At 64.2% G+C, this 25,986-nt stretch carries 19 protein-coding genes; 7 read left to right on the top strand and 12 right to left on the bottom strand.

Going from position 1 to position 25,986, the window contains the following annotated elements:
- The first annotated feature begins 7 nt into the window (after positions 1 to 7).
- Complete coding sequence (locus tag WBR68_RS17300; protein WP_050447103.1) at positions 8 to 1,135, top strand: MBOAT family O-acyltransferase; 1,128 nt, start codon at positions 8 to 10, stop codon at positions 1,133 to 1,135.
- Positions 1,136 to 1,151: 16 nt separating this feature from the next.
- Positions 1,152 to 2,597 (top strand): D-alanine--poly(phosphoribitol) ligase, encoded by a 1,446-nt coding sequence (locus tag WBR68_RS17295; protein WP_230694831.1) that lies wholly within the window; start codon positions 1,152 to 1,154, stop codon positions 2,595 to 2,597.
- A gap of 40 nt (positions 2,598 to 2,637) precedes the next feature.
- On the opposite strand, the gene WBR68_RS17290 is transcribed toward WBR68_RS17295, so the two are convergent.
- From WBR68_RS17290 to WBR68_RS17270, 5 genes are all read right to left on the bottom strand, one after another.
- Positions 2,638 to 3,198, bottom strand: coding sequence for a YggT family protein (locus WBR68_RS17290; RefSeq protein WP_050447105.1), 561 nt, complete (start codon positions 3,196 to 3,198; stop codon positions 2,638 to 2,640).
- Between the two features lie 148 nt (positions 3,199 to 3,346).
- Positions 3,347 to 4,159, bottom strand: coding sequence for a histone H1-like DNA-binding protein (locus WBR68_RS17285; RefSeq protein WP_230694830.1), 813 nt, complete (start codon positions 4,157 to 4,159; stop codon positions 3,347 to 3,349).
- A 347-nt stretch (positions 4,160 to 4,506) separates the two neighbouring features.
- On the bottom strand, positions 4,507 to 5,703 hold the full coding sequence (locus tag WBR68_RS17280; protein ID WP_127183404.1) for a ribonucleotide-diphosphate reductase subunit beta: 1,197 nt from the start codon (positions 5,701 to 5,703) through the stop codon (positions 4,507 to 4,509).
- A gap of 19 nt (positions 5,704 to 5,722) precedes the next feature.
- The gene (locus WBR68_RS17275; RefSeq protein WP_050447109.1) at positions 5,723 to 8,653 is read right to left on the bottom strand and encodes a ribonucleoside-diphosphate reductase subunit alpha; all 2,931 of its coding nucleotides are present in this window, start codon (positions 8,651 to 8,653) and stop codon (positions 5,723 to 5,725) included.
- 303 nt (positions 8,654 to 8,956) lie between these two features.
- Positions 8,957 to 12,463: an indolepyruvate ferredoxin oxidoreductase family protein gene (locus tag WBR68_RS17270; protein ID WP_230694829.1), complete on the bottom strand. Its 3,507-nt coding sequence runs from the start codon at positions 12,461 to 12,463 to the stop codon at positions 8,957 to 8,959.
- A 130-nt stretch (positions 12,464 to 12,593) separates the two neighbouring features.
- Here WBR68_RS17270 and WBR68_RS17265 point away from each other — a divergent pair, with 130 nt between their 5' ends.
- Positions 12,594 to 13,043, top strand: a complete 450-nt coding sequence (locus WBR68_RS17265; protein WP_046806515.1) for an Lrp/AsnC family transcriptional regulator — start codon at positions 12,594 to 12,596, stop codon at positions 13,041 to 13,043.
- A gap of 61 nt (positions 13,044 to 13,104) precedes the next feature.
- Here the strand turns inward: WBR68_RS17265 and WBR68_RS17260 are convergent, their stop codons facing one another.
- Positions 13,105 to 14,070: a Bug family tripartite tricarboxylate transporter substrate binding protein gene (locus WBR68_RS17260; protein ID WP_230694828.1), complete on the bottom strand. Its 966-nt coding sequence runs from the start codon at positions 14,068 to 14,070 to the stop codon at positions 13,105 to 13,107.
- 85 nt (positions 14,071 to 14,155) lie between these two features.
- Positions 14,156 to 14,998, bottom strand: coding sequence for an alpha/beta hydrolase (locus WBR68_RS17255; protein WP_230694827.1), 843 nt, complete (start codon positions 14,996 to 14,998; stop codon positions 14,156 to 14,158).
- A 140-nt stretch (positions 14,999 to 15,138) separates the two neighbouring features.
- Here WBR68_RS17255 and WBR68_RS17250 point away from each other — a divergent pair, with 140 nt between their 5' ends.
- The 3 genes from WBR68_RS17250 (at position 15,139) to WBR68_RS17240 (ending at position 18,040) form a co-directional block, all read left to right on the top strand.
- A complete protein-coding gene (locus tag WBR68_RS17250) occupies positions 15,139 to 16,038 on the top strand; it encodes a LysR family transcriptional regulator (RefSeq protein ID WP_050447112.1) in 900 nt (299 codons plus the stop codon).
- Positions 16,039 to 16,227: 189 nt separating this feature from the next.
- Positions 16,228 to 16,734 carry a hypothetical protein gene (locus WBR68_RS17245; RefSeq protein ID WP_050447113.1) on the top strand — a complete coding sequence of 169 codons (507 nt, stop codon included), beginning with the start codon at positions 16,228 to 16,230 and terminating at the stop codon, positions 16,732 to 16,734.
- Positions 16,735 to 16,840: 106 nt separating this feature from the next.
- Entirely contained in the window at positions 16,841 to 18,040 is a 1,200-nt protein-coding gene (locus WBR68_RS17240) for an MFS transporter (protein ID WP_050447114.1), read from the top strand.
- A 187-nt stretch (positions 18,041 to 18,227) separates the two neighbouring features.
- Here WBR68_RS17240 and gltX read toward each other — a convergent pair whose 3' ends face one another.
- Entirely contained in the window at positions 18,228 to 19,634 is a 1,407-nt protein-coding gene (gene gltX, locus WBR68_RS17235) for a glutamate--tRNA ligase (RefSeq protein ID WP_050447116.1), read from the bottom strand.
- Positions 19,635 to 19,753: 119 nt separating this feature from the next.
- Between gltX and WBR68_RS17230 the strand changes: the two genes are divergently transcribed.
- Positions 19,754 to 22,195, top strand: a complete 2,442-nt coding sequence (locus WBR68_RS17230; RefSeq protein WP_050447118.1) for a bifunctional acetate--CoA ligase family protein/GNAT family N-acetyltransferase — start codon at positions 19,754 to 19,756, stop codon at positions 22,193 to 22,195.
- Positions 22,196 to 22,248: 53 nt separating this feature from the next.
- On the opposite strand, the gene WBR68_RS17225 is transcribed toward WBR68_RS17230, so the two are convergent.
- From WBR68_RS17225 to WBR68_RS17210, 4 genes are read right to left on the bottom strand one after another with little or no spacing between them, the layout of a single operon-like run.
- The gene (locus WBR68_RS17225; protein WP_230694826.1) at positions 22,249 to 22,941 is read right to left on the bottom strand and encodes a cysteine hydrolase family protein; all 693 of its coding nucleotides are present in this window, start codon (positions 22,939 to 22,941) and stop codon (positions 22,249 to 22,251) included.
- A 9-nt stretch (positions 22,942 to 22,950) separates the two neighbouring features.
- The gene (locus WBR68_RS17220; protein ID WP_230694825.1) at positions 22,951 to 23,787 is read right to left on the bottom strand and encodes an ABC transporter permease; all 837 of its coding nucleotides are present in this window, start codon (positions 23,785 to 23,787) and stop codon (positions 22,951 to 22,953) included.
- A gap of 3 nt (positions 23,788 to 23,790) precedes the next feature.
- The gene (locus tag WBR68_RS17215; RefSeq protein ID WP_050447122.1) at positions 23,791 to 24,603 is read right to left on the bottom strand and encodes an ABC transporter ATP-binding protein; all 813 of its coding nucleotides are present in this window, start codon (positions 24,601 to 24,603) and stop codon (positions 23,791 to 23,793) included.
- Entirely contained in the window at positions 24,603 to 25,619 is a 1,017-nt protein-coding gene (locus WBR68_RS17210) for an ABC transporter substrate-binding protein (RefSeq protein ID WP_050447123.1), read from the bottom strand. Before WBR68_RS17210 ends, WBR68_RS17215 begins: the two co-directional genes overlap by 1 nt.
- Positions 25,620 to 25,986: the final 367 nt, after the last annotated feature.

Raw genomic sequence — 25,986 nt, 5'->3', positions numbered from 1 at the left:
CCGCGCCATGGAATTGTTTGCAAGCTTGAGCTTCTTTGGCGGCGCCCTGTGCGGCGGCCTGGGCCTGTTGGCGTACCGCTCGTTCGGCATGCCGTTTCGCATCGGCTATCGCCACATCATCGGGGTGATCTGCCTGGGTGTCTGGATGGCGGTATTCTGGGCGCGCCCCTATCAGCCCATCGCGCTGCTGGCCATGTCGGGCAGCGCCTTGTGGGCCATGCGCCGCGGCTACATTCCCACCTGGCTTGCCGTCATCATCACCATGGCGCCGTTGCTGCTGGTGAAGACCGGCGTGTCGCACTTGGGTGCGATGCTGGGCCTGTCGTTCGCCACCTTCCGCGCCATCGACGTGCTGCTGTTTGCGCAACGCAACGAGCGCGTGTCGCCGCTGGACTACTTCATCTACCTGTTCTTCCCGCTGACGCTGTTGGCAGGCCCCATGTACCGCTGGCGCAATTTCCAGGCGGATCTCAAGCGCGGCTATGAAGGCGTGAACCTGAATACCTGGCTGACCGGGCTGGAACTGATCATGCTGGGCGTGATCCAGAAGTTCGGCCTGGCCGAGCTGATCTGGCGCTATGGCCTGGCCACGCTGGATGCGCACGACTATTCGTTCACGGGCGTGGTGCTGAACGCCTCGCTGTATAGCGCGTATCTGTTCTTCGACTTCGCCGGGTATTCGACGATGGCGATCGGCATCGGCATGCTGTTCGGCTTCACCTTGCCGATCAACTTCCGCAACCCCTTGGCCACGCTGAACCCGCAGGACTTCTGGCGCCGCTGGCACATCAGCCTGTCGGAGTGGTTGCGCGACGTGGTGTTCATGCCGATCTACAAGGCGTTGAGCAAGACCAGGTTCTTCGGACGGCATCGTTTGGCGGCGCAGAACATCGGCATCTTCGCCACGCTGCTGGCCATGGGGGTGTGGAACGGGCTGTCGCTGCATTACATCGTCAGCGGCCTGATGTTCGGCACGTATTCGGTGGGGCACAACCTGTTGGTCAACGCGGCGCGCACCCGACCTGCCTTGCAGTCCACGTTGGCGCACCCGGTGATGCGGTTTTTGGGCCGCGTGCTTACCTTGATTCTGGCCGCGCTGGCGCTGTACGTGTTCAGCGGCCGCAGCCCCATCTGACGCCGGGAGCATCGGCATGCGTTTTGACCTGAAAGCGTTCCAGTTTGTTGATACCGGAATGTCACCCGACGCCTTGGCCGTCGCCGCCGCCGACCGCTCTTTGAGCTGGGCGCAGTTGCGTGACGAGGCGTACGCCTGGGCGGAGAACGCGCGCCAACACGGCGCGGCCCCGGATGTGCCGGTGGCCATCTACGGCCACAAGCAAGCGTCGTTCTTTGTCGCCATGGTGGGCGCGCTGCTGATCGGCGCGCCGTTCGTGCCGGTCGACACCATCTATCCGGTGGACCGGCTGCGCCGCATTGTCGAGATCGTGCGCGCCGCGGCCGTCTACGACGCCGCCACCGGCACGTTCACCGAAGGGGAAGGCGCCATGCTGGCCGAGCGCGGCCTGGCTTACGTCATGTTCACCTCGGGCAGCACGGGCGACCCCAAGGGCGTGCAGATCGGCCGCGAAAGCGTGGGCTTGTTGGGCGATTGGATGGGGGGCAGCTTTGGCCTGGGCGACGCGCCGATATTCATGAACCAGGCGCCGTTCAGCTTCGACCTGTCCATGTACGAGGTCTTCGGCACCCTGGCTGCGGGCGGCGCCTGCGTGCTGAACGCTCGCGAGCAGATCGCGGCGGCCGGCACGTGGATGCCGCGCTTGGCACAACATGGCGTGACGGTGTGGGTGTCGACCCCGTCGTTTGCCCATCAGCAGCTGGCCAACCGGGATTTTTCCCCGGCCACCTTGCCCGCGCTGCGCACTTTCCTGTTTTGCGGCGAGCCGCTGCCGGCGGCCTTGGCTAAAAAGCTGCGCCAGCGCTTCCCCGATGCTGTCATCCTGAATACGTATGGCCCCACGGAAGCCACCGTGGCCACCACCTGGATCGAAGTCACCGACGCCGTGCTCGCGGCCCACGACCCGCTGCCGGTGGGCCACGCCAAGCCAGACAGCCTGTTGATCGTGGATGAAGGCGAGATCTGCATCGTGGGCGACCACGTCATGCGCGGCTACCTCAACCGCCCTGATCTGAACGACGCCAAGCTCTACACCCACGAAGATGGCCGCCGCGCTTTCCGCACGGGCGATCTGGGCCAACTGGAAGAGGGCGGCCTGCTGTTTTGCCGAGGCCGCATGGACGACCAGATCAAGCTGAACGGCTATCGCATCGAACTGGCGGAAATCGACGAAGCGCTGCACGGCCTGCCGGGGGTGGAGGGGGGCGCTTGCGCGGTGCTGCGCCGCCCCGATGGCACGGCGGTGCGCCTGATTGGTTTTGTGGCCGGCGTGGCGCAAGAGCAGGATGCGCGCTTTCTGGCGCCCGATGCCTTGGCCGATTGCAAAGCGCGGCTGGCTCAGCGCCTGCCGCCCTATATGGTGCCGTCGGAATTGGTGGCGTGCCCGGCATTGCCCATGTCGAACAACCACAAGATCGACCGCAAGAAGCTGGTCGAGATCTACGCCGGGATTCCGGCGTAGCGGAAAAAAGAACGGGGCGCGCGATGCCCCGTGTCTTGGTCTACAGACCCATCATGCGCTGGCTCAGATTGGCCAGCACCATCAGCAGGATCTGCGCCACGATCAGCAGCACCAGGGGTGAAAAGTCGATGCTGGTGCGCGGCAGGATGCGGCGGATGGGGTCCAGCATGGGCGCGGTCAGCGCCTGCAGCAGCGGCATCATCGGCGCCGTCGGATTGACCCAGGACAGCACGGCCTGGATCAGCGTCAGCCACACCACCAGGTTCAGGGCCCACTTGATGGCCATGATCAGGGCCGAGCCCATGGCGGCGGGCAGCAGCGCGGCGGGAATCAGCGCGCCCAGCGCAACCAGCCAGATCAGCACGATGTACAGAAGCGCTGCCAGCCAGGCGGCGACCAGGCTTGTCCAGTCGATCTTGTTGCCAGCGGGAATGACCTTGCGCAGCGGCATCACCAGCCAGTTCGTCGCCTGGTAGATGGTGCGCGCAATCGGGTTGAAGGCATGGAGGCGGATCGCGTGCATCCAGGCGCGGGCAATCAATGCCGCGCCGAACAGCGTGAACACGATTTCGAGAAGGAAGCGGAAGATATCACCGAGCATGGACGCGATCACCGAAAAAATGAGGAATCAATTGTCGCACGCTGCGTCGAAAGTTTGCGGCGGCGTTTGGAGGATGGGGGCGACGCAAAAAAGCCGCCTAGCCAAGGCCAGGCGGCTCTAGTGAAGCTAATGCTTCGAACCGTCCGAATTAAGGACGGCCACCCGTGGGGAACGGCCACGAAGCGGCGGGATTCAGCGCGGTCTTTGCACCCGGGGCAGCAGCCGTGGAGGGCGGCGTTGCGGGCTTCTTGGGAGCGGCTTTCTTCGCGGCAGGCTTCTTGGCAGCGGCGGGCTTGGCGGCAGCAGCCGGCTTGGCGGCGGCGGGAGCCTTCTTTGCAGCGGGAGCCTTCTTGGCGGCAGGCGCCTTCTTGGCAGCGGGGGCCTTCTTGGCTACCGCTTTCTTGGCAACTGCTTTTTTGGCAACTGCTTTCTTGGCGGCGGGCGCCTTCTTGGCAACGGCCTTCTTGGCTACCGCTTTCTTGGCAACGGCTTTCTTGGCGACTGCCTTTTTGGCGACGGCCTTCTTGGCTACCGCTTTCTTGGCAACGGCTTTCTTGGCGACTGCCTTTTTGGCGACGGCCTTCTTGGCTACCGCTTTCTTGGCAACGGCTTTCTTGGCGACTGCCTTTTTGGCGACGGCCTTCTTGGCTACCGCTTTCTTGGCAACGGCCTTCTTGGCGACAACCTTCTTGGCTACCGCTTTCTTGGCGACGGCCTTCTTGGCGACTGCCTTTTTAGCGACGGCCTTCTTGGCTACCGCTTTCTTGGCGACGACCTTCTTGGCTGCCGGCTTCTTGGCGGCAACCTTCTTCACTGCCGGCTTCTTGGCGGCGACGACTTTCTTGACAGCTACCTTCTTGACAGCGGCTTTTTTGGCCGGTGCGGCCTTCTTAGCGACTGCCTTCTTGGCGGCGGGCTTCTTCGCCGCGGCTTTCTTTACGGCTTTCTTGGCTGTTGCCATGGTCATGCTCCTTAGGTTCAGGGGTCCCAGAACTTAAACCCGTGCCCCGACTCGCCAACAAAGCGAATCGTGCCCGGGCTATTCATCGGCGCATGCCGCTGTTCTGTGCGAGCAACAGCTACTACGGTTTGCGCTAATGAATTCGGCACAGCCATTTGATATGGCCCCCGCTCCTTTGGCGCGAGCCATTTCAAATGGCGCCGGTCGCAGCCTGATCACAGGCCGCCGACCGCTTGTTCTACGTGTTCGAAAACACCCTGACCAGGAAGCGCGTCATCAAGCCTGTCGCGAACGCGACGCTCTGTGTTGGCAGAGCGTGCCCGCGCCGGGCCTGATGACGTACTGCTTTACTCCCAGCTCAGCGTGCCACCGGTTTGGTATTCGATCACGCGAGTTTCAAAAAAGTTGCGTTCCTTTTTAAGATCGATCATTTCCGCCATCCAAGGGAAGGGATTCTCTTCCTGCGGGTACAGCGGTTCGATACCGATTTGCTGGCAACGACGGTTGGCGATGAAGCGCAGGTAGGATTTGAACATAGGTGCGTTCAAGCCCAACACGCCGCGCGGCATCGTGTCTTCGGCGTAAGCGTATTCGAGTTCGACCGCTTTGCGGAAGAGTTCTCGAATTTCTTCGCGGAAAGCCGGCGTCCACAGATGCGGATTTTCCAGTTTGACGGTGTTGATCAGGTCGATGCCGAAGTTGCAGTGCATGGATTCATCGCGAAGGATGTACATGTACTGCTCGGCCGCGCCGGTCATCTTGTTCTGGCGACCCAGCGCCAGGATCTGCGTGAAGCCCACGTAGAAGAACAGGCCTTCCATCAAGCAAGCGAAAACGATCAGCGACTTCAGCAGCGTCTGGTCGGCTTCGGGCGTGCCCGTCTTGAAGTGGGGGTCCGCGATCGCGTCGATGAACGGGATCAGGAACTCGTCTTTGGCGCGGATGGACGGAACTTCGTTATAAGCGTTGAAGATCTCGGCTTCGTCCAGGTCCAGGCTTTCGACGATGTATTGATAAGCGTGCGTGTGGATTGCTTCCTCGAATGCCTGGCGCAGCAGGAACTGGCGGCATTCGGGAGCCGTGATGTGGCGGTAGGTGCCCAACACGATGTTGTTCGCGGCCAGCGAGTCGGCCGTGACGAAGAAACCCAGGTTGCGCTTGACGATGCGGCGTTCGTCTTCGGTGAGCCCGTTCGGGTTCTTCCAAAGCGCGATGTCGCGCGACATGTTGATCTCTTGCGGCATCCAGTGGTTGGCGCACGTGGCCAAATACTTTTCCCACGCCCACTTGTACTTGAACGGCACAAGTTGATTGACGTCGGTTTCGCCGTTGATGATGCGCTTGTCGGCAACCTTCACGCGCTGCGCGGTGGCTGCGCCGCTGGCGGCCAGACCCGCCGCGTGTTCAGGCGCGGCAGGCGTAGGCATGGCGGTGTCGCCGAACACACCCGTCGCCGCCCGGACTTCGGGCGCAGCCTGCTGGCCGCCCGCGGAGGCGGGGGAAGCAGGTTGCGTGGCGGTGGTGTCGTCTTCCCAATTAATCATTTCAATTCTCCGGAGGCGGTTATTGGCAGGCTTCGCACTCTTCGAAGCCGGGGTCGCCCGGCCGCATGGTGCAAACCGCCCCGAGAACTTCGGGTTCCGGCAAAACAGGTGCGGCGCCCACGGCCGCGGCCGTGGATTGGCCACCAGCAGTGACGGCGTTCAATTCGCCGCCGCGACCGGTGGACTTCTCGGCGCTGGTGGCGCCCAGGGTACGCAGGTAGTACGTGGTCTTCAGGCCACGCAGCCATGCCAGCTTGTAGGTGTCATCCAGCTTCTTGCCCGATGCGCCCGACATGTAGATGTTCAGCGACTGGGCTTGATCGATCCACTTCTGACGGCGCGACGCGCATTCAACCAGCCAGCTCGGTTCGACTTCGAACGCGGTGGCGTAGAGTTCGCGGAGTTCGGAAGGTACGCGATCGATGCGGGACAGGCTGCCGTCGAAGTACTTGAGGTCGGCGACCATGACTTCGTCCCAGAGACCGAGTTTCTTCAGGTCACGCACGAGGTAATCGTTAACGACCGTGAACTCGCCGGAGAGATTCGATTTGACGTACAAGTTCTGGAAAGTAGGTTCGATGCACGCAGATACACCAATGATATTGGAAATAGTCGCGGTTGGGGCAATTGCCACGCAATTGGAGTTGCGCATGCCATGTTGTTTGATGCGCGCGCGCAACGTATCCCAATCGAGCGTGCTCGATTCATCAACTTCAACGTGACCACCGCGTTCATCACGCAGCATCTTCAACGTGTCTTGCGGCAAGATGCCACGCGACCACAACGAACCTTCATACGATTGATAGCGGCCACGTTCTTCGGCGAGCAGGCTCGACGCGAAGTACGCGTGATAGCAAACGGCTTCCATCGAACGATCAGCGAATTCAACGGCGGCTTGCGACGCATACGGCACGCGCATCATTTGCAGGCAATCCTGGAAGCCCATGATGCCCATGCCCACCGGACGATGGCGCGCGTTGGAATTGCGGGCCTTCTCGACGGCGTAGTAGTTGATGTCGATGACGTTGTCGAGCATGCGCATCGCGATGCTGACGGTGCGCTTGATCTTGTCGTGATCCAGTTCGAAACCACCACCGGCAGCCGGCTTCATGTGCGCGACCAGGTTCACCGAACCCAGGTTGCACACCGCGATTTCGGATTCGTTGGTGTTCAGCGTGATCTCGGTGCACAGGTTCGAGCTGTGAACCACGCCCACGTGCTGCTGCGGCGAACGGATGTTGCACGGATCCTTGAACGTGATCCACGGGTGGCCGGTTTCGAACAGCATCGACAGCATCTTGCGCCACAGCGTCAGCGCCGGCATCTTCTTGTAGAGCTTGAGCTCGCCGCTGGCGACGCGCTTTTCGTGGCCGATATAGGCTTCTTCAAACTCGCGGCCGTACTTGTCGTGCAGGTCGGGGCAGTCGGACGGCGAGAACAGCGTCCATTCGCCACCTTCCATGACGCGCTTCATGAACAGGTCGGGAATCCAGTTCGCCGTGTTCATGTCGTGCGTGCGGCGGCGTTCGTCGCCGGTGTTCTTGCGCAGTTCCAGGAATTCTTCGATGTCCAGGTGCCACGATTCCAAGTACGTGCACACCGCGCCCTTGCGCTTGCCGCCCTGGTTCACCGCGACGGCGGTGTCGTTGACGACCTTCAGGAACGGAACCACGCCCTGGCTTTCGCCGTTGGTGCCCTTGATGTGGCTGCGCAGCGCGCGCACCGGGGTCCAGTCGTTGCCCAGGCCGCCGGCGTACTTGGCCAGCAGCGCGTTTTCCTTGATGGCGTCGTAGATGCCTTCCAGGTCATCCGACACGGTGGTCAGGTAGCACGACGACAACTGCGAGTGCAGCGTGCCCGAGTTGAACAGCGTCGGCGTCGAACTCATGAAGTCGAACGAGGACAGGATCTCGTAGAACTCGATGGCGCGCGCTTCGCGGTCGGCTTCACGCAGCGCCAGGCCCATGGCCACGCGCATGAAGAACACCTGCGGCAGTTCGATGCGGGTGCCGCGGATGTGCAGGAAGTAGCGGTCATACAGGGTTTGCAGGCCCAGGTAGCCGAATTGCAGGTCGCGCTTGGCGTTCAAGGCCTTGCCCAGGCGGGTCAGGTCATAGTTGGCCAGTTCGGGCGACAGCAGGCCGCCTTCGATACCGCGAGCGATGAACGTGGGGAAGTATTCGGCGTAGCGCGCGATCATGCCGTCTTGCGAGACTTCTTCGCCCAGCACTTCCTTGCGGATCGTGTGCAGCAGCAGGCGAGCGGTGACCTGGCTGTAGGCCGGATCTTTTTCAACCAGCGCGCGCGCGGACAGGATGGCGGACTTGAACACTTCGTCAACGGGGATGCCGTCGTACAGGTTCTTGACCGTTTCCTTCAGGATGGATTCGCTGTCGATGAATTCGGCCAGGCCTTCGCCGGCGGCGACGATGGTCGCGCGCAGCTCAGCCAGGTCCAGCGGACGGCGCACGCCAGCGTCGGTCACGTTCAGCACGTGTTCGGCGGGCGCGGCGGCGGCCTTTTCCTGGCCTTCGGCGGCAGCAGCGGCGGCGCGCTCTTGCGTGCGCTTCTCGCGGTACAGGACGTAGGCGCGGGCAACATCATGTTGGCCCGAGCGCATCAGCGCCAGTTCAACCTGGTCCTGGATGTCTTCAATATGGAAGGTGCCGCCGTTGGGGCGGTTGCGCACCAGAGCGTTCACGGCCTGGCTGGTCAGGTTTTCGACCAGTTCACGCACACGGGCGGACGCGGCGCCCTGGCCACCGTTCACGGCCAGGAAGGCCTTGGTCATGGCGATGGCGATCTTGCTGGGTTCAAACCCGACCACCGAGCCATTGCGGCGAATGATGTTGTAGCTGGCCCATTGCCCGCCATTGGCGTCGGCAGGGGAATCGGTTTGTGAGGGCGGCACGGCCGAAGGCCGGGTCACAGAGGCGATCGTAGTCTGCATGGAAGCTCCTGTGCGAAAACGCGTAGATAGCGACATGACGGCGGTCATGTCCGGTATGAATGGTGATCTTTTGAGGGGGTCGGAACGGCTTGGACGGCTTAGTCCAAAAGGCGTGGCCGACGAGAATCAGCGCTTAGGCGACCACAACATGTAGTGTAGCACCCCTCGTTGGACACTAATTCTAGTGATCGAGAACTACTGGAACAAGAAGAAGATATGACGAAGCCTACAAAAGATTGTTACTAAATGCACTGGGCGCGCCCAATAAGGCGCGCCCAGGAGTGCACGGCTCAAAGCGACTGTTTATGCGGTTTTCCGCAGGGGCATGTCGCGCGGGGCCGGTGCTGTATAGCTTTGCATCAATCGACCCAATTGCGTCCGGTACTTCTCGACGCTCGCAGCCTTCACGTGGCCGTAGCCGCGGATGGTTTCTGCAAGGCCGGCGATTGTAGCTGCTTGCGCGATGTTGTCCCGGCTCAACCCTACAAGAAGTTGGTCTATGGTCTGGCGGTACTCGGCGACAAGCGCCCGTTCCATCTTGCGTTCGGCAGTATGGCCGAAGGGATCGAACCAGGTGCCGCGCAGGCCCTTCAGACGCGTCAGCAATTTCAGTGCCGTCATCGTGCGCGGACCCAGCGTCATCTTGCGCGGCACGCCGGTGCGCGGGTCCTTGCGGGCGAAGATCGGCGGGGCCATATGAAAGCGCAGGCTGTAGTCGCCTTCGAACTGACCCTTCAGTTGCGCCTGGAAGGCGTCGCCGGTGTAGAGCCGCGCGACTTCGTATTCGTCCTTGTAGGCCATCAGCTTGAACAGACCGCGCGCCACTGCCATTGCCAGGCGAGGAGTCTTGGCGTCGGGCGTCAGTTCACGTTCGCGCGCCACGACGGCTTCGACGACGTCTTGGTAGACACGGGCATAACGGGCGTCTTGATATGCAGTCAGGTCGGCGATGCGGCGAGCCACGGCGCGGTCAAACGTTTCCGGCACATGCAGTTGCACGACCTGGGCGCGCGGACGCAAGGCGCTGTCTAGCGCGTCAGGCTGGTGCGCGGCCAGACGGCCGCTGTCAAAGGCGGCGCGATTGGCCGCGATGGCCACGCCGTTCAGCTCGATGGCGCGGTTGATGGACGCTTGCGACAGCGGCACGCCGCCGCGTTGCCACGCATAGCCCAGCATGAACATGTTCGATAGGATGCTGTCGCCGAACAAGGCCAGCGCGGCTTCATGTGCATCGATGGCGGCCGTGTTGGCATCGCCCGCGGCGTGACGGATCTTGGCCAGCAGTGCTTCCGGTCGCATGGCGGCGTCGGGGTTGCGGGTGAATTCGGACACCGGCGCGACATAGGTATTGACCGTGACTTGGGTGTGCCCACGACGCAGCGCGCCCAGCGAATCCGGCGCCACCGAGGCCACCGGGTCGCACAGGATGGCGGCGTCGGCTTGTTGCCAGTCCAGGCGGACCGGGCCTGCCGGCGCGCCCGCCGGGGCCAAGCGGATGTGGCTGACGACCGTGCCGCCTTTCTGCGCCAGGCCGGTCAGGTCCAGCACCGCGGCAGACAGGCCTTCCAGGTGCGCGGCCATCGACACGATGGCGCCAATGGTGATGACGCCCGTGCCGCCCATGCCCGCGACCAGCAGGCGATACGGGCGGTCCAGCGACGGCGTGGCCGGTTGCGGCAATTGTTCGATCAGGTGTTGCAGGCGTTCCTGATCTGTCTTGGGCGCCGCGCTCTTGCGCGGCTTGCCGCCCATGACCGACACAAAGCTGGGGCAGAACCCTTCCGCGCAGGAGTAGTCCTTGTTGCAGCTGGACTGGTCGATGGCGCGCTTGCGGCCGTATGGCGTTTCCAACGGCACCACCGACAGGCAGTTCGATTGCACGCCGCAGTCGCCGCAGCCTTCGCACACCGCGCTATTGATCAGCATGCGGCGTGCCGGGTCGGGAAATTGGTTCTTCTTGCGGCGGCGGCGCTTTTCGGCGGCGCAGGTCTGGTCATGGATCAGCACGGTCACGCCAGGAATCTCGCGCAGCTCGCGCTGCAACGCGTCCAGCTCGCGGCGATGATGCACCTTGATGTTGGGGCCCAGATCCACGCCTTGGTACTTTTCAGGCTCGTCGCTGGTGACGACGATGCGCGCCACGTTTTCGCCGCGCAATTGCTGGCAGATCTGCGGCACCGAGATCGGGCCGTCCACGGGTTGCCCGCCCGTCATCGCGACCGCGTCGTTGAACAGAATCTTGTAGGTGATGTTGGCGCGCGCTGCCACCGCCTGGCGGATCGCCAGATAGCCCGAGTGGTAATACGTGCCTTCGCCCATGTTCTGGAAGATGTGCGGCATCTTGGTATAGCGCGACAAGCCGATCCAGTCGACGCCTTCGCCGCCCATCTGCGTCAGCCCGCCCGTGTCGCGGTCCATCCAGGCGGCCATGTAGTGGCAGCCCACGCCGGACAGCGCCTGGCTGCCCTCGGGCACCTTGGTCGATGTGCTGTGCGGACAGCCGGAACAGAAATAGGGACGGCGGCGCATGCCGTCGGCATCGTTGGACAACGCCGATTGGCATTCGAATGCTGCCAGGTCCGCGCCCAGCGGCAGGCCGGCGGTGCGCGTCAACCAGGCGGCCAGCGGCTGGGCCAGCAGCGACGGGCGCAACTGCCCGGCCGAGGGCACCAGCGTTTCGCCATCAAAGCCCTTCTTGCCGATGACCGTGGGGCGTTCCGGCAGATTGAACAGCAGGTCCTTGATCTGGCTTTCGACCACGGCGCCTTTTTCTTCAACCACCAGAATGTGCGACAGCCCGCGCGCAAACTCCAGCAGCCGTTCGCCGTCCATCGGCCAGGTCAGGCCCGGCTTGTAGATACGCACCGGTGCGTTGGCGGTAACGGTGTCCACGCCCAGGCGCGACAGCGCTTCCATGGTGTCCAGATGCGCCTTGCCGACCGTCACGATGCCCACGGTGGCGCGCGGCGCGGCACAGGTCAGGCGGTCGATGCTGTGGCGGCGCGCGAACGCGGCCACGGCCTTCATGCGCAGGTTCATGCGCGTTTCGACAGCCAGCGACAGGAAGTCACGCGCGGAATATTCCAGCGCTTCGGGCGGCATGTCGGGGTCGGCCGGCATGTCGTAGTGCTGCACGGCGGCCGGCGTGAACGAGTGGCCGCTTTCGATGGTTTCGGACACCGCCTTGAACGCGACCCAGGTGCCGGCATAGCGCGACAGCGCCCAGCCCCACAGCGCGAACGTTTCGTACTCGTCGATAGAGGTCGGATGCACGATAGGCATCTGCCAACCGATCAGCGACGCTTCGCTGGCATGCGGAATGGACGACGACACGGCGGTGTGGTCATCGCCCACCACCACCAGCACGCCGCCATTGCGCGAGGCGCCCGCCGCGTTGCCGTGGTGCAGCGCGTCGCCCGCGCGGTCCACGCCGGGGCCCTTGCCGTACCACATGGCGAACACGCCATCGACGTTGCGGTCGGCGCGCACGCCGGCCTGCTGCGTGCCCATGACGGCGGTGGCCGCCATGTCTTCGTTGATGCCGGGCAAAAACGAGATCTGGCTGGCGTCCAGCGCCTTCTTCGCCTTCCACATCGCCATGTCCACGCCACCGAGGGGCGATCCCCGGTAGCCCGACACAAAGCCGGCGGTGTTCAAGCCGCGTTCGCGGTCGACCCTGGCCTGCGTGAGCATGATTCGGACGAGCGCTTGCGTCCCCGTCAGGAAGATGCGGCCGGACTCTCGGGTGAGGTTGTCGGCAAGCTGGTAGTCAAGGTCCAACTGGGGATCGGGGGCGGGAGTGCCGTCCATAATGAATGCTCCTGGTATTTGGCACCATGATAGGTTCGTGGAGCATCCGATTTATTGCGTTTTTGGATCGTGCTATCCCTATAATACGCAATGAACATTTCGTGTTCGACAAAAACCAGGAGACAAAGCGATGGACAAGACCGATATCGGCATCCTCAAGGCCTTGCAGGAGGACGGCCGGGCTTCGGCGCAGCAGTTGTCCGATAAGGTGGGGCTATCGGCCGCGCCGGTGTGGCGGCGGGTAAAGGCGATGGAAGCCAGCGGGGTCATCCAGGGTTATAGCGCCCAGGTGGACCGCAGCAAGGTGGGGCTGGGCTGCATGTTCGCGCAGATCAGCCTGGAGCGGCATTCCTCGAATACGGTCGAGCATTTTGAGCGTTCGGTGCGCGACGCGCCCGAGATCCTGGAATGCTATGCGGTGACCGGCGATTCCGACTTCTTGTTGAAGATCCTGGTGGAAAGCCCGGAAGCGTACGACCGTTTCCTGCACCGCTTCCTGTTCAACATGCCGGGCATCCGCCAGACGCGCACCATCGTGGCGCTGCGCGAGATCAAGCACGAACAGCGGCTGCCGCTGTAATCGATATAAGACGCTCTCTATATATAGAGAGCGTCAGGGAAAGCGCCGCGCGCGTCTCTCTTTATTGAGGCTGGATCCCTGAGATGCGGATCCATTCCTTCCAGCGCGCGGTGTCTTCATGCACGAAGGCGTCAAAGCGCGCCACGTCCATCGATTCCGGGGTCAGACCCAGCGCGCGCAGCTTGCCGGCCGTTACCTCGTCCTTGACCGCGGCCTGCAAGTACGCATTCATCTTGTCCACGATATCGGGCGGCGTGCCGGCTGGCGCCGACAGGCCCAGCCAGCCCGCCACGACGAAGTCAGGGTAGTAGCTGGCCATGGTCGGCACGCTGGGCCAGGCCGGATGCGCCTGCGCGCCCGTGACGGCGATGGGCACGAGCCCCTTGCCGTCGATCTGTCCCATGGCGGTCAGGTAGTCCACGAAGGCGAAACCGATCTGCTTGCCGCGCAGGTCCGTGATGATCTGGGTGATGTTCTTGTAGGCCGCTCCGCTGACGTTGATGCCTGCGCGTTGCTTGAAAAGCTCGGACGGCACCTGCGACGATGAACTGTAGTAGCCGAAAAAGACCTCGCCCGGGTGCTTGTTGGCGTAGGCCACCAGTTCCGGCACGCTGCGGTAGGGGCTGTCCGGCGACACCACGCCCACTGTGCCGAATGTGCCCAGCATGCCAACCTGGCGAAAATCCTTCTGTGCGTCGTAGGGCAGGGTCTTGTACAGGAATTGATTGGCGGCGTGCGTCGAATTTGTCGACAGTAGGAACGTGTAGCCATTGGGCGCGGCATTCTTGGCCGCGTTGGTGCCGACGATGCCGCCAGCGCCAGGGCGGTCTTCCACAACGACCGTTTGCCCGGTCTTTTCGCCCAGGTATTGCGCGAACGTGCGTGCCGTCAGGTCGGCCGCGCCGCCAGCGGCGGAGGGCACGATGATCGTGACGGATTTTTCAGGCCAGCCGGCCGCGCGCGCAGGGGCGGTCAGCAACAGGCCCGCGCCGAGCAGCGCGGGAAGTAGGGTGCGGGTAAGGATCATGCGTGTCTCCTGATGGCGGTCTGGCGCGGTGCGCCGCGTTGTTGTCGTTATCGGTGTGAGTGAAGTTGTCCGTGGGGCCGAGCATTCATCCGATGTGCTCGCGATACCAGCGCAGGATGGCGGATGCGCTGACTTGCCATTGGTCTGCGTACATCATGCAATGCGGCTGCCCGGCAAGCACCGCGTGCGTAAATCCGTAGCGGCGCGCGATGGCCGCGTCCTGGCCGGGCGGGTGGCGGTCGTGCGTGTCCAGGCCGGCTTCCAGGCATAGACCCGGCGCGGCGATGGGCGCGTCGCCGATCGCGACGCGCAGCAGATAGCGGTCGTTCAGCACCTGTGGGCTTTCCGCGCTCAGGCGTTGCGATACGGCGCTAACGTCGCGGTCGGGCGTGGTGGCGAGGAAACGGGCGCGAATCTCGGTCTCGGCGGGGGGCGGCCGCGCGGCATCTTCGGGTACGGGTGGCAGGGCCTGCGCGCCGGGCAGATCGCCAGGAGGCGAGGGCGCCAGCAGCACGACACCAGCCACGGGCCGCGCCCGCGCTGCCCATAAGGCCGGCAACGCGCCCATGCTGTGGCCGACGACAACGGTGGGCCCCGTCAGCGCATCCAATGCGCTGACGACATCCTGCCCCAAGTCCGCAATAGCGACGCGGGCAAATGCCGCGTCCTGGGCCAGCGCGCCATGGCCGCGCACGTCCAGCGCTGCGCAGCCCAGACCGGCGGCGGCAAAAAACTCCAGATAGTGCGCATAACACCAGGCCCCGTGGTAGGCACCGGGCACGAACAGCAGGCCGGGTGGGTGGCCAATTGAGGGTGCGCCGATCACCAGTCGGCCACGGCCCGCCGGGCGGCTGGGCAGTCGGTCGACCAGGCTGAAGTCCAGCGGATCGCGCGGTGGGGGCGCTGCTTGGGCGCGGGGGGCGGGCATGTAGTCGTATGTCTCGTTATGCGAACGGGGCGACATCCGGTGTTCGCCTTGCGGTCATCTTAAGTGTCGCCCTATCATCAGAAAACTTTATTTTTCCTATGCTTTGATAAGTTTCACAAATCAGTTGAAGACGCCCCTCCATGCCCGCTGCACCTGATCTTTCCATCACGCATTACCGGCACTTTCTGTTGGTGGCCGAACTGCGCAGTTTCCGCGCCGCGGCCGCCCGGGCATTCCGCTCGCAGCCGGCCCTGTCGCTGTCCATCCGTGAAATGGAACAGCGCCTGGGGCAGCCGCTGTTCGAACTCGGTAATCGCAATACCCTCACCCGATTTGGGCAGGACTGCCTGCCGCTGGCGCGTGAACTGGTCGAACATCACGACCGCGTTGCCGGCACGCTGTCGGGGCTGGCAAATAATGGCGCGGGCACCTTGACGATGGCCTCCGTCGCAACCGTGGCCACGCATTGGCTGCCGGAACTGGTGGCTGCGTATCGCGAACGCTTTCCGGCCGTAGCGTTACGGCTGTTCGATGACAACTCCGAAGGCGTGGAACGCATGGTGCTGGCGGGCGAGGTCGAACTGGGGGTGTGCAGCCCGGTGCTGGGGGATCGTCGGCTGACCTTCGAACCGCTGCTGCGGGACGCTTTCGGCCTGGTCTGCCACCGTGCCCATCCGCTGGCCACGCGCAAATCGGTGACCTGGCGCGCGATCGCCGACCTGCCGCTAGTGGGCACCGTGGCGCACCGCCAATTGGCCGACTACCCCCAAGCGGCTTTCATGTTGGACCGCCAGGTGTTCGTGTCGAACATGATGTCGCTGTTGGCCATGCTTGAACGCGGCGTGGGCGTGACCGTGCTGGCGCGGCTGGGCGTGCCACCGGATTCGCCCGGGCTGGCGTTCGTGCCGCTGACGCGCCCGTGCATCGAACGCGAACTGGGCATCACCAAACTGGCCGGCCGCAGTTTGTCGCCGGCGGCGGCGCGCATGGAAGAAATGCTGCGCGCCAAAGCCGCTGCAAGCCGGCGCGGTGTCGCTTGAAACCAACGCATTCGTGCGCTTTCCAGACCTAAAACCGGCGCATTCCGGCATGCACTGTTGCGCAATTGCACACGGCGCGGATCGTCGTTGATTCTTCCCTGGCGGCTCATTAGAGTGCGTCATGTTTGCTGCGCGAAGGACGTGCCGGTCTGATCGGTGCGCCGCGTCGACAGACGTGTTGAGGAAGTCATGAGCAGTGTGTATTTGCGTTCGGCCAGCATCGTCTGCGCCGTTCTTGTCCTGGCCGGTTGCGCGGCCAGAAAGCCCGCCGCCATCACGGAAGGCCAGCCCGAGGCGCCGCCCAAGCCGGTGGCATGTGTGCCCGCCAAAACGGGTGATCCCATGATCGGGACCTGGCTGTCGAACACACGGCCGCGCGACGTCAGCGGGGAACTGCAATCGCTGATCGTCTTGTCCGCCGATGGCACGATGGCCTATGAGTCGTTGCTCAAGATCGGCCGCAAGGCGCGTCCGGCCTTGCGTGAGACAGGCTGCTGGACCGTGGCCGACAACGTCTACACGATGCAGACGACCAAATCCGCCGGCGAACCCGTGGATGCCAAAGACCCCATCTACGTGAGCCGCTATCGCGTCGAAAAGGTCGAGCGCGCCAAGCTCACGCTGCGCGAGCTCAAGAGCGGCGGCCAGTTGGTTACCGCGCGCCGCATGCCGCAGGGCTACCGCCTGCCTTACTGACCGTTTGACCGTTGCGCGGGGCGGACACTGCCTATGTCCGCCAAGCCAAGATGGGCTGGCTGCGGTAAGGTGCGGGCTTCGACTTTTGCCTTGCCGCCGGTTTCCCATGCCCGCCATGTCTTCTGAAGCGCGCGCGATCGCGTTGCTTGCCCTGGCTGCTTTCGTCAGCGCCAGCGCCTTTCGTATCTGTGATCCCATGCTGCCGCAACTGGCCGCGGAATTCGGCACCTCTACCGGGCAGGCCGCGCGCGTGGTGACGGCATTCGCCGTGGCGTATGGCGTGTTGCAGATGTTCTTCGGCCCGGTGGGCGACCGCTACGGCAAGTACCGCGTCGTCAGCGTGGCGACGGTGGCCTGTGCCCTGGGCAGCGCCGGCGCGGTGCTGGCCCCTTCGTTGGATATGCTGGTCTTGTGCCGCGCCGTGTCAGGCGCGGCAGGGGCGGGCATCGTCCCGCTGTCGATGGCCTGGATTGGCGACAACGTGCCTTATGAGCGTCGGCAGGCAACGTTGGCGCGCTTTCTGACCGGCACCATTCTTGGCATGTCAGCCGGCCAATTGGCGGGCGGTCTGTTCGCCGATACCGTGGGCTGGCGCTGGGCGTTCGCCGCGCTGGTGGTCGGTTATCTGGTCGTTGGTGTTCTGCTGCATCTGGAAGTGCGCCGCCAACGTGCGGCGGGCTTTGCGCAGGTGGACCCCAACGCCGTCCGGCAGGGCTTTGTCGGGCAGGCGCGGCTGGTGTTGGGCACCCCCTGGGCGCGCATTGTGTTGGCAACGGTGTTCATCGAAGGCCTGCTGGTCTTCGGCGCCTTGGCGTTTGCGCCGTCCTACCTGCACGAGCGCTTCGATATTTCGCTGACTGCCGCGGGCGCCTTGGTGGCGGTCTACGCGGTGGGCGGGCTGATCTACACGGTGGTGGCCGGTCGCATCCTCAAGCGCCTGGGCGAACGTGGCCTGGCGGTGGCGGGCGGCCTGGTGTTGGGTGTGGCCTTCCTGTCGTACCTGCTTGGGCCGGTCTGGATGTGGAGCCTGCTTGCCAGTGTGTTGGCCGGCTTTGGGTATTACCTGCTGCACGCCACGCTGCAAACCAACGCCACGCAGATGGTGCCGTCAGCGCGCGGCACCGCCGTGGCCTGGTTCGCATCCTGCCTTTTCATGGGCCAGGCGGCCGGCGTGGCGCTCGCGGGCGCGGTCGTAGACGAGATAGGCGCCGCGGCCCTCTTCGGCGGCTCCGCCATCCTGCTCCCCCTACTAGGCGCCTTCTTCGCCCGCGCCCTGAAAGCCCGCCCCAAACCCTCAACCCCGTAGGATGGGTGAAGCGCGCGCCCGTGCCAAAAAGAACACTAGTGCCGATCGCGTGCAACCCATGCGGCGCTACATAGAACACCGCCGCAGATCCCACGCAACCCATGCGGCGCCAAAAAGAACACCACTGAAGACCGGACGTAACCCTTGGGGCCCCAAACAGACCAGCACCACCAAGGGCCCCAAAACCCTAAATACCCCCCAACCGTCCCAGCACCGTTTCCTTGCCCAACAACGCCAGCACTGCATCCACCGCCGGCGTCTGCGTCTGACCGGTCACCGCCACGCGCAGCGGAATTGCCAGTTGCGGCATCTTCAAGCCACGATCAGCCAGCACCGCCTTGATCAGCGCCGACAACGCTTCACGAGTCCAGTCGATATCCTTGGCCCGCAGCGCGAAGTCAGCCAGCGCCTCGCGCGCGGCAGGCGTCAGGTGTTGCTCGACCAGTTCCGGCGCGGCGGGCGTGAACGGCGCGCAGAACAGCATGGCGCCGTCGGCCAGTTGCTCCAGCGTTTCGGCACGGTCCTTCAGCAAACCCATCACGCCCGGAAGATCGATCTTTTCCGGATGGCCGCCACGGTTCGCCACGCGCGGAGCCACGCGCTCGGCCAGTTCCGCGTTGTCCATCTGCTTGATGTAGTGGGCGTTGACCCAGTTCAGCTTCTTCGGATCCCATTGCGATGCGGACTTCGACAAATGCTTGGTGTCGAACCACGACACCAATTGTTCGCGCGAGAAAAGCTCGTCGTCGCCGTGGCTCCAGCCCAGGCGGGCCAGGTAGTTGATCATGGCCTCGGGCAGATAGCCCTCGTTGTCGTACTCCATGACATTGACCGCGCCGTGGCGCTTGGACAGCTTTTCGCCATCCGGGCCCAGAATCATCGGCACATGGCCATATTCGGGCAGCGTCGCGCCCAGCGCGCGCAGGATGTTGATCTGGCGCGGCGTGTTGTTGACGTGGTCATCGCCGCGCAGCACGTGGGTGATGCCCATGTCCCAGTCGTCGACCACGACGCAGAAGTTGTAGGTGGGGGTGCCGTCGGGGCGCGCGATGATCAGGTCGTCCAGCTCGGTGTTGTCGAAGCTGATCGTGCCCTTGACCATGTCGTTCCAGGACGTGGCGCCTTCCTGGGGATTCTTGAAGCGCACCACCGGCTTGCGGCCTTCGGGAACGGCGGGCAGCGTCTTGCCCGGTTCCGGGCGCCAGGTGCCGTCATAGCGCGGCTTGTCGCCGCGCGCGCGGGCGGCTTCGCGCATGGCTTCCACTTCCTCGGGCGAGCTGTAGCAATGGTAGGCGGTGCCGGCGGCCAGCATCTGCGCCACCACCTCGCGGTAGCGGTCCATGCGCTGCATCTGATAGAAAGGGCCTTCGTCGGGCTGCATGCCCAGCCATTCCATGCTGTCCAGAATGGCCTGCACGGCTTCCGGCGTGGAGCGCTCGACGTCAGTGTCTTCAATGCGCAGCACGAACGTGCCTTGGTGATGGCGTGCGAACGCCCAGGAGAACAGCGCGGTGCGCGCGCCGCCCAAGTGCAAAAAGCCCGTGGGCGAAGGCGCGAAGCGGGTACGGATGGGGGAGGTGGCGTTGGAAGTCATAGGGGGCAATGATAGCGGCTGCGGCGCCACAAAGCGGCGTCGGACACGGTCCACATCAAGCGGACGGCGGGCTGGTCTTGTTACGATGAACGGTATTTTAGATTAGGGCGCACCTCCCTATGCTGCGACACGCGCTTGCCCCGATGTTCGAACCCAGTTCGCTGGTGATCGTTGCCGACCGGCCCTTGCCGGCGGCGGGTTCGCTGTCGCCCGCGCTCAAGGCGAAAACCACGGTGGTGGATTGCGAACCGGGCGCGGCGCCCGAACTGCCCGTGGCGCTGGAAGGCCTGGCGGCGGGGGCGCGGCCCGATCTGGCCCTGGTTTGCGTGTCACCGGCCGTGCTGCCAGAGACGCTGCGCCGACTGTCCGCGCTGGCGCCCCGCTCGGTGATTTTGCTGCCGCATCAATTACCGGACCCGTATCCGCGCGGCACGTGGGCCTTGTGCCGGGCCTGGGCGGAAGAAAACCGTTGCGAACTGCTGGGCCCGCGTTCCTTCGGCGCGCAGCGGCCGCACGCCGGCCTGAATTTTAGCCAGCACCCGGTGCTGGCGCGCGCCGGGCGCGTGGCGCTGGTGGCGCAGTCGCGCTCCATCATGGCGGCAGTCATGGACTGGGCCGAAGACGTGCATATCGGCTTTTCCACCGCCGTGTCGCTGGGCGACGAAGCGGTGGTGGGGTTGTCCAAGGTGCTGGACTACCTGGCCAGCGACCCCCGCACCGACAGCATCGTGCTGTACCTGGAAGACGTGGGTCCGGCGCGCGAATTCATGAGCGCGCTGCGCGCCGCGGCCAGCGTGAAGCCGGTCATCGTGCTCAAGGCCGGCCGGTCCGACGCCGACGGTGCCGACGCCATTTTCGATGCGGCCTTGCGCCGCGCGGGCGCCGTGCGCGTGCGCTACTTTGTGCAACTGTTTTCGGCCGTGAAGGTGTTGGGCTACACGCGCCGCCCCAAGGGCCGGCGCGTGGCGCTGATCTCCAACGGCAATGGGCCTCCGCAATTGGCGATGGACCTGATCGGCCCCGACGCGGCCGTGCTGCGTGCCGACCTTGCGCCCACCACCCGCCGCGCGCTGGAGTCCATGCTGGAGCCGGACGCGGCCTGTCAGAACCCGGTCATCACCTACACGCCGCTGACGCCCGAGCGTATACGCGCCATTTTGGAAACGGTGCTGGACGACATTGGCGTGGACGGCGTGCTGGTGCTGCTGGCGCCCGACGCGCTGGCCGATATGCCGGCTGTTGCCCGCGAGCTTGCGCAGATTGCACCCACGGCCAAGAAGCCGGTCGTCAGTTGCTTCATGGGCGACGCCGGCATGCGACCGCTGCGGCGCATGCTGGACGACGCGGGCACGCCCGCCTTCCGTACCCCGGAATCCGCCGCCGATGCCTTCGGCGTGCTGGCGTCCCACCACTACAACCAGCAACTGCTGCTGCAGACACAACCGCAGGAACCTCCCAGCCATGTGCCGGACCTGACCGCCGCGCGCGAACTCATCGCGCGCGTGCGGGCAGATTGCCGGCGCGAACTGAACACGTCCGAAATCCGCACGCTGCTGGGCCTGTTCTATGTGCCGCTAAGCGATATGCCGGTGGACGTCGCCTCTGCCGAACCCGAGTCCCGCCCCATGGCGATCCGGGTGCAGCGCGATCCGCAATTCGGCCCGGTCATCCGCTTTGGCGCAGGCGGGCCAGACGCGGTGCTGTCCGTGTCGGACCGCGGCATGGACCTGCCGCCGCTCAATGGCTTTCTTGCCCGCCAGCTTATTGAACGCAGCCGGCTGTGGCGCCGCGTGCTGGCGCCGCGCGTCGGCCACATGGCGGCGGAAGCCCTGCAGCAGGCGGTGGTGCTGGTGTCTGAACTGGTGTCTGAACTGCCCGACATTGAATCGCTGGATATCGACCCGCTCTACGCTGGTGAAACGCATCTGCGCGCGGGCGGGCTGCGCATGACGCTGACCGAGACGCCCGGCTGCGAAACGCCGCAGACCTCGGGCTATCCGCACATGGCGATCCACCCGTACCCGACGCGGCTGGTGCATGTGCGCCGTTTCAACGACGGCATTCCCTGGGTGCTGCGCCCGATTCGTCCGGAGGACGGGGGCGCGCTGCAGGAATTCATTCGTGGGCTGTCAGAGCGTTCGCGCTACATGCGCTTTGTGTCGATGATGCGCGAACTGACGCCGCGCATGGTGTCGCGCTACACGCAGGTGGACTATCACCGCGAACTGGCGCTGGTGGCGGCCACGCAGGTGCCCAACCCGGCCAACCGCGGGCATCCGCGCGAGGTGATCGTGGGCTTTGCCCACTACCTGCGCAACCCGGATGGGCGTGGCGCGGAGTACGCGCTGGTGATCGGCGACGACTGGCAGCGGCGTGGCCTGGGCCGTCAGTTGATGGCGGCGCTGATCGACGCCGCGCGCGAGCAGGGGCTGGAATACATCGACGGTCTGGTGCTGTCGACCAACCGGCCCATGCTGGCGCTGATGACCAGCCTGGGCTTCACCAACGACGCGGATCCGGAAGACCCGACGATGCGTCGCGTGTGGCTGGACCTGGCCTGAGGCTATGACGGCCAAGGCGCGCGGCCGGCCCCGTGACGGGCCGGCGCTCGCCGTCAGGCGGTCTTGCGCATGGCCTGGGCGGGCGCCAACCGCGCCGTCACCTCGTCCACCGACAGCACGTCGCCAAAGAACAGCATCCAGCCCTGCAGCGAATGCTCGTGCTCGGCCGGCGTCACCGCCGCCAGCGCGTCGTCCACCATGATGGTGCGAAAGTCGCGCATCATGGCGTCGCGCGCGGTGGACTCACAGCACACGTTGGTGACGGTGCCGGCGATCAGCAGCGTGTCCACGCCCAAGCCGCGCAACAGCGGTTCCAGTTCAGACGAGCCGGGCGCCATGGCGCTGTAAAAGCGCTTGACCACGCGCAGGTCGGTATCGGCCGCGCGCAGATCGGGGTGCAGTTGAAAGCCCGGCGAATCGCGGCGCAGCGTTTCCAGCCGCCGCTTGCTGCGCTCGGGCGTCAGCATCACGCCGTGATGGTGCGACCAGAAAGCGTCGGCATTGTCGGACGCCGTCTGCACCCATACCACCGTGCCGCCCGCCGCGCGCACCGCGTCGCACAGGCGGTTGACGGGTGTGATGATCTCGCGGGCCGGCGCGCATTCGCCCTGATAGCCGGGCAGGGTGAAATACTGCTGCATGTCGATCACGACCACCGCGGTACGGCCGGCGGGCAGTTCGTCATACGGATGCAGGCAACCTTGGCGGGCCACGACGCGGTCTTGTACCCATTGCGGAAATTCCATGACGGTTCCTTATCCGTAGCGCCGCGCCACGGCGGCTTCGATGCGGTAGATGATCATGTACATCACGCTGGAAATCAGCGCCAGCATGGTGATGGCGGTCATGACGATGTTCAGCTTGAATACCTGGCTGCCGTTCATGATGAGAAAGCCCAGGCCGGAATCCGCCGACTGGAATTCGCCCACGATCACGCCCACCAGCGCCAGGCCGATGTTCATTTTCACGGCGGCGATCAGGGTGGGCACGCTGCCGGGCAGCACCACCTTGGTCAGCACCTGCCAGCGGCTGGCGCCGAAGGTGTGGGCAAGCTTCACCTTGTTCAGGTCGATGCCGCGAAAGCCCGCGTACACCACCATGATGGTGACGAATACGGCGATGGCGACGGCCATGCCATACACGGCGTAGTCAGACCCCAACCACAGGTAGAAGATCGGCACGAAGGCGATCTTGGGCATGGCGTTGGCCACCACCAGAAAGGGGTCCAACACCTTGTACAGAAAGTCGGACCACCACAACGCCGCGGCCACCACGATGCCGATCGCCATGCTCAAGGTAAAGCCGACCAGCGTGGCCGACAGCGTGGTCATGATGTGTTTGGCCAGTTGGCCGTTGGTCCACAGGTCAAGAAAGGTGGGCCACAGCGCGCTGGGGTAACTGGTCAACAGCGGGTTCAGGATGTGCATGCGCGGCAGGATTTCCCACGCGCACAGGAAAACCACCATCAGCAGGGTCTGGGTCAGGCGGATGTTGCGCTTCTTGGCGCGGTCGCGCCGCAGGTAGTCCAGGTATTTGGCGCTGGGCGCGGGCACGGCGCGCAGCGGTACGGTATTGGCGATGGGAGCATTCATGGGTCAACCCTCCACATGGACGTCCAACTCGTCCCATAGCTGTTTGAAGTAAACGTTGAACTCGGGCCGCGATCGCGCCTGGAAGGGCGTGGGCCGCGCGCCGTCGCCATAGTGAATGCGGTACTGGCTTTTCAGCCGGCCGGGCCGGCGCGACAACACGATGACGCGGTCGGTCATGGCGATGGCTTCGCCGATATCGTGTGTGACCAGCACCACGGTCTTGCCTTCGCGCCGCAGGATGTCCACGACTTCATCCGAGATGGCCAGGCGCGTCTGCGAGTCCAGCGCTGAAAACGGTTCGTCCAGCAGGATCACGTCGGGCTCGGTCACCAGCGTGCGCGCCAGCGCGGCGCGCTGACGCATGCCGCCCGACAACTGCCGTGGTGTGTGCGACAGGAACGCACCCAGCCCGCATTTTTCCAGCAGATGCACGGCACGCGCCTCGCTGCGCGCATCGCGCCGGCCCTGGATCTCTGCGCCCAGCATCACGTTGTCCAGAATCGTGCGCCATTCAAACAGGTAGTCTTGCTGCAGCATGTAGCCAATGCGCGGGTTTGGCTTGGTCACGCCTTGGCCGTCGATCATCACCGCGCCAGATGTCGGCGGGATCAGCCCGGCAATCAGCGACAGCAGCGTGCTCTTGCCGCAGCCGCTTTGGCCGATCAGGCTGACGAATTCGCCCGGCGCCAGCGAGAACGACACGTTCGATAGCGCCTCGGTTTCGCCTTCGGCCGTGAAGTACGACAGGCACACGTCGCGCAGTTCGATCTTCGCCGTGGCGGTGGCGGGCTTCAGGTTGTGGACGGCGGCTCCCATTACTGCACCTTGTTGGCAAAGTCAGCCACCACCACGTCTTCGTATTTCACGCGGGCGGTGTCCTTCATCACGGCGCTGGCGATCAGCATGTCTTGCAGCCGGTTCATGGCTTCGGCCGTGACCAGCGGCGTCGTCTTCCAGATCTGATATTGCTTGTAGCGCTCGATGGCTTCGGTCACCGCGCCCTGGTCCATGCCCGGGAAGTACGTCATGATCTGCGGCGCCAACGTGGCGGCCGGTGTGTCCTTCACGTATTTCTCGGCGCGCGCGACCACATTGGTCCAGGCCTGGATGACCTTGGGGTTGTCGCGTATGTATTTGTCGGTGGCGGTAAAGACGGTGTAGTCCACCTGGCCGACCTCATGGCCCACCGAGGCCACGATGTAGCCCTTGCCGTTGCGGACCAGTTCACCGGCCTCGGGTTCCAGGAAGATGCCGTATTCACCTTGGCCTGCCATCCATGCGCCGGCACGGGCCGGAATGCCGATGTTGTTCAGCAGCTTCACGTCTTTCTTCGGGTCTACGCCATGTTTGCGCAGCGCGGTTTCCAGGAACACGATGGGGTTCGACCCGGGCCGAAAGCCGATGACTTCCTTGCCCTTGAGCATGGACCAGTCAAACTTTTCGATCGGCTTGCGCGCCAGCAGGAAGAAGCCGTCGGTAGCGGTCAAGCCCGCGAAGATCTTCGGCTTGACCGGCGATTCGCTGTTCTGCACGTAGATGGACGCCTCGGGCCCGATCAGCACGATGTCGGCGCTGCCGGACAAGAGCGCCGTCATGCCCTTGTCGGTGCCCTGCGATGTTTTCATCGACACGTCCAGCCCAGCGTCCTTGAAGTAACCCTGCGACAGGGCCACGTACTTCGGCACGTACAGGATGGATCGCACGACCTCTTCGTAGCGAACCTTCACGGGGGGATTCAAGGCTTGGGCCTGAGCGGCCGAGGGGGCAAACAGCGGGGCGATCAGCGCAAGCAACGCCGCGCCCGCCAGACGGGGCAATGGCAAGAATTTCACGGGACTTTCTCCTGCGTCTTTGTGGCACGCCGAAACCCGGCGCGGCACGGCCAATGGGGTGGAATCGACAACAACAACAGGGAAGCCCGAACACCTGCTGCCCGGGCCGATAAGGCATGGATCGAATACTATATTCAATACAAGAGGGCGACAAGCATTTTGGGATTGGCGTTTTTCTCTATGGACGAGCGCCGTTCAGCCCAGGAGAATTTAGGGCTTGGATACCAGTTGGTATACAGAATAAGGTTGGGATGGGTTGATGGGTTTGCGCGCAGACGGATGGCGCTCGCGCGGCGATCTGGGCGCGCCACACCCATCCTACGAACGACGGTCGAGCCCCGTAGGATGGGTAAAGCGCGAAATCACA

The organism is Achromobacter sp. JD-1 (assembly GCF_038594925.1).
Taxonomy (GTDB): domain Bacteria; phylum Pseudomonadota; class Gammaproteobacteria; order Burkholderiales; family Burkholderiaceae_B; genus Achromobacter; species Achromobacter spanius_C.
This window is presented reverse-complemented; position numbering and strand designations above follow the sequence as displayed.